This is a genomic window from Curtobacterium sp. L6-1 (assembly GCF_018885305.1).
In the GTDB taxonomy this organism is placed as follows: Bacteria; Actinomycetota; Actinomycetes; order Actinomycetales; family Microbacteriaceae; genus Curtobacterium; species Curtobacterium aetherium.
The window spans coordinates 916281-928221 of the sequence record NZ_CP076544.1 but is presented as its reverse complement, the minus strand read 5'-3'; the positions used below and the strand labels follow the sequence as shown (position 1 = coordinate 928221).

The 11941-nt window shown below is 69.1% G+C and carries 14 protein-coding genes; 1 reads left to right on the top strand and 13 read right to left on the bottom strand.

Annotated elements, in window-relative coordinates:
• Nucleotides 1-94: 94 nt before the first annotated feature.
• From KM842_RS04335 to KM842_RS04280, 12 genes are all read right to left on the bottom strand, one after another.
• Nucleotides 95-856 carry a YaaA family protein gene (locus KM842_RS04335; RefSeq protein WP_216262069.1) on the bottom strand — a complete coding sequence of 254 codons (762 nt, stop codon included), beginning with the start codon at nt 854-856 and terminating at the stop codon, nt 95-97.
• Between the two features lie 5 nt (nt 857-861).
• Complete coding sequence (locus tag KM842_RS04330) at nt 862-1125, bottom strand: F0F1 ATP synthase subunit epsilon (RefSeq protein WP_110825108.1); 264 nt, start codon at nt 1123-1125, stop codon at nt 862-864.
• A 1-nt stretch (nt 1126) separates the two neighbouring features.
• Entirely contained in the window at nt 1127-2581 is a 1455-nt protein-coding gene (gene atpD, locus KM842_RS04325; protein ID WP_216261272.1) for a F0F1 ATP synthase subunit beta, read from the bottom strand.
• 49 nt (nt 2582-2630) lie between these two features.
• Nucleotides 2631-3533, bottom strand: a complete 903-nt coding sequence (locus tag KM842_RS04320; protein ID WP_216261270.1) for a F0F1 ATP synthase subunit gamma — start codon at nt 3531-3533, stop codon at nt 2631-2633.
• On the bottom strand, nt 3534-5162 hold the full coding sequence (gene atpA / locus KM842_RS04315; RefSeq protein ID WP_216261269.1) for a F0F1 ATP synthase subunit alpha: 1629 nt from the start codon (nt 5160-5162) through the stop codon (nt 3534-3536). It lies immediately after the preceding gene.
• A gap of 107 nt (nt 5163-5269) precedes the next feature.
• Nucleotides 5270-6064, bottom strand: a complete 795-nt coding sequence (locus KM842_RS04310; protein ID WP_216261267.1) for a F0F1 ATP synthase subunit delta — start codon at nt 6062-6064, stop codon at nt 5270-5272.
• Nucleotides 6065-6066: 2 nt separating this feature from the next.
• Nucleotides 6067-6630: a F0F1 ATP synthase subunit B gene (locus KM842_RS04305; RefSeq protein WP_216261265.1), complete on the bottom strand. Its 564-nt coding sequence runs from the start codon at nt 6628-6630 to the stop codon at nt 6067-6069.
• A gap of 9 nt (nt 6631-6639) precedes the next feature.
• Complete coding sequence (gene atpE / locus KM842_RS04300) at nt 6640-6876, bottom strand: ATP synthase F0 subunit C (RefSeq protein ID WP_058729232.1); 237 nt, start codon at nt 6874-6876, stop codon at nt 6640-6642.
• 61 nt (nt 6877-6937) lie between these two features.
• Nucleotides 6938-7798, bottom strand: a complete 861-nt coding sequence (atpB, locus tag KM842_RS04295; protein WP_253206248.1) for a F0F1 ATP synthase subunit A — start codon at nt 7796-7798, stop codon at nt 6938-6940.
• 104 nt (nt 7799-7902) lie between these two features.
• Nucleotides 7903-8382, bottom strand: coding sequence for a Cg1360 family ATP-synthase-associated protein (locus tag KM842_RS04290; protein ID WP_216261263.1), 480 nt, complete (start codon nt 8380-8382; stop codon nt 7903-7905).
• Nucleotides 8379-9632, bottom strand: a complete 1254-nt coding sequence (locus tag KM842_RS04285; protein WP_216261261.1) for an MraY family glycosyltransferase — start codon at nt 9630-9632, stop codon at nt 8379-8381. The genes KM842_RS04290 and KM842_RS04285 overlap by 4 nt, the downstream gene beginning before the upstream one ends.
• Nucleotides 9629-10303 (bottom strand): L-threonylcarbamoyladenylate synthase, encoded by a 675-nt coding sequence (locus KM842_RS04280; protein ID WP_216261259.1) that lies wholly within the window; start codon nt 10301-10303, stop codon nt 9629-9631. The genes KM842_RS04285 and KM842_RS04280 overlap by 4 nt, the downstream gene beginning before the upstream one ends.
• 38 nt (nt 10304-10341) lie before the next feature.
• On the opposite strand from KM842_RS04280, the gene KM842_RS04275 reads away from it, so the two are divergent.
• The gene (locus KM842_RS04275) at nt 10342-10995 is read left to right on the top strand and encodes an HAD family hydrolase (protein ID WP_253206247.1); all 654 of its coding nucleotides are present in this window, start codon (nt 10342-10344) and stop codon (nt 10993-10995) included.
• A 34-nt stretch (nt 10996-11029) separates the two neighbouring features.
• Here the strand turns inward: KM842_RS04275 and prmC are convergent, their stop codons facing one another.
• A complete protein-coding gene (gene prmC / locus KM842_RS04270; protein ID WP_216262065.1) occupies nt 11030-11863 on the bottom strand; it encodes a peptide chain release factor N(5)-glutamine methyltransferase in 834 nt (277 codons plus the stop codon).
• Nucleotides 11864-11941 lie beyond the last annotated feature (78 nt).

Below are 11941 nucleotides of genomic sequence, written 5' to 3'. Positions count from 1 at the left end.
GACGGACCGGTGGAGAACGCCGCCGATCGACCCGTCCTGTGCAGGGAAGGCGTCGGCCGTCATGCCGCTTCGGCCGTCAGACCCACGTCGGCCGTCAGGCCGCGACGGGCTCCAGGCTCTCGGCGAGCAGGTCCCAGCCGTCACCCACGGCCTCCACGACCACGCCGTACACGGCGGCCCAGGCGACGAGGTCGGGCATCGACGCGATGTCCGCACCAGTCCGCCCGAGCAGGGACACCAGACGGCCCTTCGCGGTCTTGTTCCAGTGGTTCAGCGCCTTGCGCCGGCCGTCTCCGGCGACGCTCACGACCCGGACCGGCACGGCGCCGTCGACCGGCCCGAGCGTGCGGTACCCCTCGGACCGCAGGTCGAGCACCAGACCACCGGCACGCGCTGCGAGCACCTCGGCGGAACGCTCCGCCCAGTGCGCCGGCAGACGGAGCCCGGGGAGCCGGGAGTCGTGCGACAGCCGGTAGGCCGGCACGAGGTCACCGGCACCGATCGGCCCGAACATCGCCGACTGCACCACCACGTGCTGCGCCCACCACGCCCGCGTCGCCGCATCGGCGCCGGGGGCGTCGAGCGGGTCGTAGAGCACGCCCGTGTAGCGGTCGATCGCCGGCATCGTCGGGCTCGACTCGAGCACGAGGTTCCGGAAGCGCTCGGTGACCGACTTCGGTCCGAGCTTGAGTGCCGTCCGGGCAGAGGACTCCTCGGAACTGACGGAGCGGGCCGCGGTGATCACCGCGGCCCGCTCGTCGGACAGTTCCGGGAACGAGAGCGACCCCAGGTCGAGGGTGCGCTCCGTGTCCCCACCCTCCCGCTTCGTCTCCGAAGGCGGGAGGAGGACGGTCAGTCCGGTCAGGACGCCAGCGCGGCCTGCCGCGCGACGATCGTGACCGTGTCGTGCTCGACGGAGAGGAAGCCGTCCTCCGCGTCGACCGCGACGGTCGAGCCGTCGGCCCGCGTGATGCGGACCTGACCCTGCGCGAGGGTGGCGAGCATCGGCTCGTGCCCCGCGAGGATGCCGATCTGGCCCTCCGTCGTGCGTGCGACGACCATGGTGGTGTCGCCCGACCAGACCTCGCGGTCAGCCGAGACGACACTCACGGTGAGACCCGCCATCTCAGCGGTTCTCCTTCTGGATCTGCGACCACTTCTCTTCGACGTCGTTGATGCCACCGACGTTGAAGAACGCCTGCGTCGCAACGTGGTCGAACTCGCCGTCGGCGATGGCGCGGAAGGACTCGATGGTGTCCTTCAGCGGGACGGTCGAACCTTCGACGCCCGTGAACTTCTTCGCCATGTACGTGTTCTGCGAGAGGAACTGCTGGATCCGGCGAGCACGCTCGACGGTGATCTTGTCCTCTTCGGAGAGCTCGTCCACACCGAGGATCGCGATGATCTCCTGCAGTTCCTTGTTCTTCTGCAGGATCGCCTTGACGCGGGTCGCGGTCTCGTAGTGGTCGGCACCCAGGTACCGGGGGTCCATGATCCGCGAGGTCGACGTGAGCGGGTCGATCGCCGGGTACAGACCCTGCGAAGCGATCTCACGCGACAGCTCGGTCGTGGCGTCGAGGTGCGCGAACGTGGTCGCCGGCGCCGGGTCGGTGTAGTCGTCAGCCGGCACGTAGATCGCCTGCAGCGAGGTGATCGAGTGACCACGCGTCGAGGTGATGCGCTCCTGGAGCACACCCATCTCGTCGGCGAGGTTCGGCTGGTACCCCACCGCGGACGGCATGCGGCCGAGCAGCGTGGAGACCTCGGAGCCGGCCTGCGTGAAGCGGAAGATGTTGTCGATGAAGAGCAGGACGTCCTGCTTCTGCACGTCACGGAAGTACTCCGCCATCGTCAGCGCCGACAGGGCCACGCGGAGGCGCGTTCCCGGCGGCTCGTCCATCTGGCCGAACACGAGGGCCGTCTTGTCGAAGACCCCCGCCTCCTCCATCTCACCGATGAGGTCGTTGCCCTCACGGGTGCGCTCACCGACACCGGCGAACACCGACACACCACCGTGGTCCTGCGCGACGCGCTGGATCATCTCCTGGATGAGGACGGTCTTGCCGACGCCCGCACCACCGAAGAGGCCGATCTTGCCACCCTGCACGTACGGGGTGAGGAGGTCGATCGACTTGATGCCGGTCTCGAACATCGAGGTCTTCGACTCGAGCTGGTCGAAGGCCGGGGCCTTGCGGTGGATCGGCCAACGCTCGGTGATCTCGAGCTTCTCGTCGGTGTTGAGGACGTTGCCGAGGACGTCGAAGACCTTGCCCTTGGTGACGTCACCGACGGGCACCGAGATCGGTGCGCCGGAGTCGCGGACGTCCTGACCGCGGACGAGACCGTCGGTCGGCTTCAGCGAGATCGCACGGACGAGGTCGTCGCCGAGGTGCTGCGCGACCTCGAGACCGATCTCCTGCGACGTGTCACCGATGGTGATCGTCGTGAACAGGAGGTTGTACATCTCGGGGATGGCGTCGTGCGGGAACTCGATGTCGACGACGGGACCCGTGACACGGGCGATCCGGCCGACACCGGGCGCCGACGACGTCTCGACCGCGGTGGTGGCGGTGTCGGTCATGGCTGGTGCCTTCCTGAGGGTGGGTTCTGTCCGCGAGCTGCGCGGACCACTACTTCTTCTTCGACGAGAGTGCGTCGGCGCCGCCGACGATCTCGGAGATCTGCTGCGTGATCTCGGCCTGACGCGCGTTGTTGGCGAGTCGGGTGAAGTCGCGGATCAGCGAATCGGCATTGTCGCTCGCCGACTTCATGGCCTTCTGGCGGGCGGCGTGCTCGGAAGCGGCCGACTGCAGCATGGCGTTGAAGATGCGGCTCTCGATGTACACCGGGAGCAGGGCGTCGAGCACGGCGTCTGCGTCCGGCTCGAACTCGTACAGCGGCAGCGGCTCGTCGTTCGACGGAGCCTCGACACCGTCGACGACCTCGAGCGGGAGCAGCCGGACGACCTGCGGCTCCTGCGTGGCGAGGCTGAGGAAGCGGTTGAAGACGATGTGGATCTCGTCCACGCCGCCCTCCGCCGTGTCCTGCAGGAACTTCGACACGACCGCGTCGCCGATCTCCTTGGCCGTCGAGAACTCCGGCTGATCGGTGTTGCCGACCCACTGGCGCTCGGACGGACGCTCACGGAACGCGAAGTACCCGACGGACTTGCGACCGACCAGGTAGAAGACGACGTCCTTGCCCTCGCTGCGGAGCAGGGAGGCGAGCTCCTCGCCCTGCTTGAGGACGTTCGTGCTGAACGCGCCGTTCAGGCCCCGGTCCGACGTGAAGAGCACCACGGCGGCACGGGTCGACGTGGTCGGCTCAGTGGTCAGCACGTGGTCGACGTTCGAGAACGTCGCCACCGCGGACACCGCCCGCGTCACGGCCCGCGAGTACGGGCCGGACGCGGCCATGCGGGCCTGCGCCTTCTGGATCCGCGACGCCGAGATCAACTCCATGGCGCGCGTGACCTTCTTCGTGGTCTTCGCCGACTTGATGCGCTGTCGGTAGACCCGGACCTGTGCCGCCATCTAGCGACGACCCTTGACGATCTGCTCCTGGTCGACGTCGTCGGCAGAGGCGGCGTCGAACTGCTCGGAGCCCAGGGTCTTGCCGTCGCTCGTCTGGAAGCCCTTCTTGAACTCGTCGATCTGCTTCGACATCTCGGCGACGGTGTCGTCGCTGAGCTGGTTCGTCTCACGCAGGGTCGAGAGCACGTCCGAGTTGCGGCGCAGGTGCTCGAGGAGCTCGCCCTCGAAGCGCAGCACGTCGGAGACCGGGACCTCGTCGAGCTTGCCGTTGGTGCCGGCCCAGATCGAGACGACCTGCTCCTCCACCGGGTACGGCGAGTACTGCGGCTGCTTGAGGAGCTCGGTCAGACGGGCACCGCGGTCGAGCTGACGACGCGAGGCCTGGTCGAGGTCGGACGCGAACATCGCGAAGGCCTCGAGCGAGCGGTACTGGGCCAGCTCGAGCTTCAGCGTGCCGGAGACCTTCTTGATCGACTTCACCTGGGCGTCACCACCGACGCGCGACACCGAGATGCCCACGTCGACGGCCGGACGCTGGTTCGCGTTGAACAGGTCCGACTGCAGGAAGATCTGGCCGTCGGTGATCGAGATCACGTTGGTCGGGATGTACGCCGAGACGTCGTTCGCCTTGGTCTCGATGATCGGGAGGCCCGTCATCGAACCGGCGCCGAGCTCGTCGGACAGCTTCGCGCAACGCTCCAGCAGACGGGAGTGCAGGTAGAAGACGTCGCCCGGGTATGCCTCGCGTCCCGGCGGACGACGCAGGAGGAGCGACACCGCACGGTAGGCCTCTGCCTGCTTCGACAGGTCGTCGAAGATGATGAGGACGTGCTTGCCCTGGTACATCCAGTGCTGACCGATGGCCGAGCCGGTGTACGGGGCGAGGTACTTGAAGCCGGCCGGGTCGGAGGCCGGGGCGGCGACGATGGTGGTGTACTCCATCGCGCCGGCGTCCTCGAGCGCACCCTTGACGGAGGCGATCGTGGAGCCCTTCTGGCCGATCGCGACATAGATGCAGCGAACCTGCTTGTCCGCGTCGCCCGACTCCCAGTTGGCCTTCTGGTTGATGATCGTGTCGATCGCGATGGCCGTCTTGCCGGTCTGGCGGTCGCCGATGATCAGCTGACGCTGACCGCGGCCGACGGGGATCATCGCGTCGATTGCCTTGATGCCGGTCTGCAGCGGCTCGTGCACCGACTTGCGGGACATGACGCCGGGGGCCTGGAGCTCGAGGGCACGACGACCCTCGGCTGCGATCTCGCCGAGACCGTCGATCGGGGCGCCGAGCGGGTCGACGACACGACCGAGGAAGGCGTCGCCGACCGGGGCGGAGAGGACCTCGCCGGTGCGGGTGACCTCCTGGCCTTCCTCGACGCCGGCGAACTCGCCGAGCACGATCGCGCCGATCTCGTCCTCGTCGAGGTTCTGCGCGAGGCCGAGCGTGCCGTCCGCGAAGCGGATGAGCTCGTTGGCCATGACGCCGGGGAGACCTTCGACGTGGGCGATACCGTCACCGGCATCGGTAACGTGCCCGACCTCGGCCGTGGAGGCCTTCGTCGGCTCGTAGTTCGAGACGAAGTCCTTCAGGGCATCACGGATCTCATCGGGGCTGATGGTGATGTCTGCCATGGGATTTTCCTTGTGGTTTTCCGGGGCCCTTCGGCTCCGAGAGGGTGATGCTGCCGCGAGCGACAGTTCCCGTTGTGGACTTGGGTGGGACGTCTTCGACCGTACGCTCAGCGTGCGAGCTGGAGACGGAGGTCGGCGAGTCGGGACGCGACGGTGCCGTCGATGACGTCGCCGCCGACCTGCACCCGGACTCCGCCGAGCACGGCGGGGTCGACGACCTGGTTGACACTGATGTCCCGGCCGTACCGCTCTCCGATACCGCGGGCGACGCGAGCCGCCTGCTCGTCGGACAGCGGGACCGCCGTGATGACCGTGGCGACGAGCTTGTCGGCCTGGTCGGCGACGATCCGCGAGGCGTCCCGCACGATCTCACCGATGCGACGGCCACGAGGCTGCTGCACCAGGTTCGACACGATGGTGATCGTCTGCGCGGACACCTTGCCGCCCAGCAGGCGCTCGGCGAGCGAGCCCTTCTGGTCGGCGCTGCCCAGCTTGGTCCCGAGCGCGAGCTCGAGTCCGGCGTCCGAGCGCACCGCGGTCTCGAAGGCGAACAGTTCGGCCTCGATCGAGGTCGACTGGTCCGCCGTCGCTGCCACGGCGCGGACGCCGGCGTCCTCGATGCCGGCGAGCAGGTCACCCTGCGACGACCAGCGCGAGCCGGCCACCGCGGTCAGCACGGCGCGCGAGGCGTCGGTCTGACCGGCGAAGACGCGGTCGATGAGGACCTTCTTGCCGGCGGTGTCCGCCGTCGGGTCGGCGAGCAGGTTGAGCAGCTGCGGCGCACGGGCGATCGCTCGCCCGGCGGCGAAGATCTCCGACCCGACGTGCAGGTCGACGGCGCCGCCGAGGTCGGCGAGGACCGCCCGGGTGGACGTCATCGCTTCGCGGGTGGCGCTGCGCATGCTCAGTGCTCCGTTCCGGCAGCCGTCTGGACGCCCTTCGACGACTCGAGGTCGGCGAGGAAGCGGTCGACGACAGCGGTCGCCTTGGCGTCGTCCTGGAGGGACTCGCCGATGACACCCGACGCGAGGTCGAGCGCGAGCGTGCCGACCTCGGTGCGGAGCGACTGGAGCGCGCTCTGGCGCTCGGCCTCGATCTGTGCCTGGGCGTTGGCGGTGATGCGTGCTGCATCGGCCGTCGCCTGCTCGCGGACCTCGTTGCCGATCGCGGTGGCGTCGGCACGGGCCTGCTCACGGATGCGCGATGCCTCGGCACGCGCGTCCGCCAGCTGCTTGTTGTACTCGTCGAGCGCAGCAGCGGCCTGTTGCTGGGCGGCTTCGGCCTTCTTGATGCCGCCCTCGATGGCCTCGGTGCGCTCATCGAGCATCTTCGTGATCCGCGGCGTGACGACACGCCACATCACGAGGAAGATGATGACGAAGGCGACCGCTGACCACACGATGTCGTAGATCTCTGGGATCAGCGGATTGTGGGTCTCCTCCGCCGCCAGGATGAGTGCAGTCTGCATCGAGAAGCCTTACGCAGTGAAGATGAAGTACGTCGCGATGCCGATGAAGGCAAGGGCCTCGGTGAAGGCGATACCGATGTACATGAGGGTGGTCAGGCGGCCCTGGAGCTCGGGCTGGCGAGCGACGGACTCGATCGTCTTGCCGACGACGATGCCGACGCCGATGGCCGGACCGATCGCAGCGAGGCCGTAGCCAACCGTCGCGATGTTGCCGTTGATCTCCGCGAGAACGGTCGTTGCGTCCACGTGTTTTCCTTTCGAGGTGCGGGGCCGGCGGACGCCGGACCCGTAGGGGGTCAGAAGGGTGTCAGTGCTCGTCAGCCAGCGCGAGCTGGATGTAGACGGCCGTCAGCAGCATGAAGACGTACGCCTGGAGCAACCCGACGAGGACTTCGAAGAAGCTGAAGGCGATGCCGAACGCGAGCGTCCCGACACCGAACAACTTGAAGAGGCTCTCCGCGTCGAAGAAGAAGAACCACGTCGCCGAGAAGAACAGGACGAGGAGCAGGTGCCCGACGACCATGTTCATCAGCAGTCGCAGCGTCAGCGTGACCGGACGCAGGACGAAGGTCGAGACGAGCTCGATTGGCGTCACGATGATGTACAGCGGCCACGGGACCCCGGGCGGGAAGAGCGCGTTCCGGAGGAACGTACCCGGGTGCTTGCGCAGACCCGCGTAGATGAAGGCGACGTAGGCGACGATCGCCAGGATCATCGGCATCGCGATGCGGCTGGTACCGGCGATGTTCATGGCCGGGATGAGACCGGTGAGGTTCATGAACAGGACGCCGAAGAAGATCGTCGCGAGGAGCGGCAGGAAGCGCTTGCCGTCCTTCTCGCCCAGGTTGTCGAAGGTGTTCCGACGGACGACGTCGAAGGCGTACTCGATAAAGGCCTGTCCACGGTTGGGGACCAGCTTGAGCGCGCGAGTTCCGGCGAAGGCGAAGACGAGGAGCACGGCCACCGCGAAGAAGCGGATGAGGACGATGCGGTCCATCTCGAACGCAGTACCGGCGAAGAAGATCGGGTCCGGGAAGAACTCGTTGATCGACGGACCATGGAACTCGGCGGCCTTGCTGCTCCCCGCCGCGACGGTGTTACCCGCAGCGATGAGGGACAGGGGAAGAGCGTGGGATAGCAGCGCTGTCTCCTGTGTCGGGGCGCGCACGCATGGCACGCGGAGGTGGACTGAAGTGGAGGCTTGCCCGTCCGAGCTCAAGCTCCGGCAGCGGGCTCAAGAAGACTATCAGGTGTGTGCGGCTTCTCGGGCTCTCAGGCTGCCGGGTCGCGATCCCCAGCGTCCGTCCGGTCTCCGGGCAGGGACACACCGATGGGGACGCGGGACCGCGCGATGACCGTGACGTCGATCACGAGGGATCCGATGACCCCGACGATGATCGCCACCGCGAGCACGGGCGTGTCGACCCAGTCGCGGTCCTTGAGGGCGACGAGCACGACGATGAAGAGCACGAACTTCACCAGGAAGGTGCCCATGATCGTGCCGAAGAAGGCGCCGGAGACCATCTGACCGCCCGAGAAGCGGATCGCCAGCAGCACGCTGACGGCGGTCAGCCCGCAGAAGACGACGCTCATCACGGCGCCGATGAGCCCGCCGGTCAGGCCGGGTCCGCCGGCGACGAACCAGCCGACGACACCGCCGACCAGGGCGAGGGCGGCGGCGAGGACGGCGCCCTGCAGGAGGATGCGGCGGAACACCGGCCGGACGTGGTCGAGCGCGTTCGGTTCGGTCACGAGGGGTCTCCAGAGGTCGAGCGGGTCTGTGGGCGGGGCTGCGGGTCGTGGACGGCCGCGGCGGCGTCGAGCGGGTCGTGGCTGGCGTCGAAGCGCGCCCCGCGACCGGCCGTGGTCTGCGCGGCGATCTCGACGCGCTTCCGGCCGAGCGGCGCGAAGGTGACGATGGCGCACACCGTGAAGCCGACGGCGACGAAGGCCGCGACCCACCACCAGTTGACGAAGAGGAAGAGCAGGCACCCGAAGGCGACGACCGCCGTCCACGCGTAGAAGATGAGCACCGCGTGGAAGTGCGAGTGCCCCATGTCGAGCAGCCGGTGGTGCAGGTGCTTCCGGTCGGCCGAGAAGGGCGACTTGCCGGCGCTGACCCGGCGGATGACCGCGAGCCCGAAGTCGAGGATCGGGACGACCAGGATCGCGAAGGGCAGCAGGATCGGGATGAACGCCGGCAGCAGGTCGGTCCGGGTCCGGACGGCCGCGGGGTCGATGTTGCCCGTGATCGACACCGCGCTGGTGGCCATGAGGAACCCGACCAGGAGCGCTCCGGCATCCCCCATGAAGAGCTTGGCGGGGTGCCAGTTGAGCACGAGGAAGCCGGCACAGGCCCCGACGAGCACCGCGGTCAGCAGCGACGGCAGGTTGAAGAAGAACTCGGTCTCGACGACCACGCGGTTGATGAAGAACGTGTAGAGGAAGAACACCCCGCCGGCGATGATCGCGACCCCCGCGACCAGACCGTCCAGTCCGTCGATGAAGTTGACGGCGTTCATCACCAGGACGACCGCGAGCACGGTGAAGATCAGGCTCATGTAGGACGAGCCGACGCCGAGCGTGTTCCCGATCGGCAGCGACACGATCGCGACGCCCTGCCACGCCAGGATCCCCGCCGCGATGATCTGCCCGGCGAGCTTCGTCATCCAGTCGAGGTCCCAGATGTCGTCGGCGACACCGAGCACCACGATGATCGTCGCGCCCGCCAGCACGGCGATCACCCGCCCCGGCTCGGCGAACACCAGCCGGAAGTAGTCCTGCCCCGCGATGGCGGGGAACAGGAACCACGCGCAGAGCAGCGAGACGATCACGCCGAGGAACATCGCGATCCCACCGAGCCGCGGCGTCGGCGTGCGGTGCACGTCCCGCTCACGGACTTTCGGGTACCACCGGTACTTGATCCCGAGCTTCCAGACGAGCCAGCTGACCAGGAAGCTCACGACCGCCGAGATGACCCCCGCGAGCAGGTAGAACTTCACAGGACGAGGTCGTCCCCGACGACCCGTCTGATCTCGTCGTCCGGGATGACCCCGTGGCGGACGATGCGCAGGCCCTCCCCCGCGGCGAGACCGGTCGCGTCGACGATCGTCGAGCCGGTCGACGCGGCCGAGCCGTCGTGCGGGGGCAGTGCGCCGCCGTCGAGGTAGACCGAGACGCTGTCGCCGAGCATCTGCTCGGCGGCGTCGACGTCCATCGCCGCCGGGTCGCCGGTCGAGTTCGCGGAGGACACCGCGAGCGGCCCGACCTCGTGCAGGAGCTCGAGGGCGATGCGCGAGTCCGGCATGCGGAGCGCCACGGTCCCCCGCGTCTCCCCCAGGTCCCAGTCGAGCGACGGCTGCGCGCGGAGGATCACGGTCAGCCCGCCCGGCCAGAACTCGTCGACGAGCCGGCGCACCTGTTCGGGCACCTCGCTCGCGAGCGCGTCGAGGGTCGCCACGCCCGGGATGAGGACCGGCGGCGGCGACTGGCGGGTGCGTCCCTTCGCGTCGAGGAGGCGCTGGACGGCCTGCGCGCTGAAGGCGTCCGCCGCGACGCCGTACACGGTGTCGGTGGGGACGACGACGAGTTCACCGCGACCGAGGGCGGTTCGCGCGAGCCGCATGCCGGTCAGGAGCCCGTCGGGATCGGAGCAGTCGTATCGGGAAGCCATGACCTGGACGATGATAGTGCGCGAGGATGGGTTGCATCGTGAACGAGACGCCCGCACCCCCACTCCTGTTCCTCTTCGACATGGACGACGTGCTCGTCCGCTACGACTGGAAGACCCGCATGGCCGGGCTGTCCGAACTGACCGGGCACGACTTCGCCGAGCTCCGCCGTCGCTGGTGGGACTCCGGCAACGAGCAGCGGGCCGAGGCGGGGCACTTCGCGGACGGCGACGACTACCTCGCCGCCTTCGAGGAGGCCATGGGCTGCCCGGTGCCCGAGGCCGAGTGGGCACGGATCCGCGGTGCCGCGATGACCGAGCTCCCCGACCGGGTCGAGGCGGTCCGCATCGCCGAGCAGCACGGCCGCGTCGCGCTCCTGACGAACAACGGTCCTTTGGCCGGGCGCTGGCTGCACGAGTGGGTGCCGTCGCTGCCGCCGCTGTTCGGTGAGCACCTGGACACCTCGAGCGCGTTCGGCGCCCGGAAGCCCGAGCCGGAGGTCTTCCGCCGCGTCCTCGAGCACCACGGTGTCCCGGCCGAGCGGACGTTCTTCGCCGACGACATGCCCGAGAACGTCGCGGGCGCCCGGAGCGTCGGCATCACGGCCGTGCTCGTCGAGCACGACACGGACCTGCGGGACGCGGTCCGCACCTTCGTCGCCGCCCACGCCGCGACGGACGCACCGGTCGTCTGACGGCTCGCGGCCGGGAGGCCCGACCAGCGTCCGGTCAGCGGGTCGCGGTGGTCGTGCGGTCGCGTCCAGTGAGGTCGACGTGGGTCTCCGGTGAGCGGAATCCCCCCGCGGCGAGGACCGCCCGGACCCCAGCGCCCTGCTGCTCGGCGTGTTCGACGACCACGAGCCCGCCGGGCACGAGCAGTCGCCACGCGGTCTCGGTGAGCGCGCGGACGGCGTCGAGGCCGTCCGGTCCGCCGTAGAGCGCCAGCGCCGGGTCGTGGTCACGGACCTCGGGATCGATCGGGACGGCGTCGTCGGGGACGTACGGCGGGTTCGACACGACGACCGACACCCGGCCGTCGAGCTCGGGCAGCGCGTCGGCGAGGTCGCCCTCGACCAGCCGCACCGTCCCGCCGTGGGCGTCGACGTTCCGACGGGTCCAGGGCAGCGCCTCGGGCGAGCGTTCGACGGCGTACACGAGGGCGTTCGGGACCTCGGTGTCCATCGCGATCGCGATCGCACCACTGCCCGAGCCGAGGTCCACCGCGATCGGTTCCGGCACCGCGGTCGCACGGAGCGCGTCGATGCCGAACTGCACGACGGACTCGGTCTCCGGTCGCGGGACGAACACACCCGGTCCGACGGCGAGCGTCAGCGCGCGGAAGTGCGCCTCGCCCGTGACGTGCTGCAACGGCTCGCGGGTGACGCGGCGGGCGACGGCGTGCCGGAAGCGCTCGACGTGCTCGGACGCGATCGCTCCCCCGGTCATCGCCCGGGCCTGCACCGCGCCGCGCGAGGTGTCGGTCGCCCAGGCGAGCAGGAGTTCCGCGTCGACCTGCGGTGTCGGGACGGCCGCGGCGGCCAGCGCCGCGGCCGCCTCGCGCAGGAGGCGGTCCGCGGCGAACGACGGCTGCGGGGCGGCGGTGGGACGGGGCCCCCGACCAGCGCCCGGGACGGTCTCCGA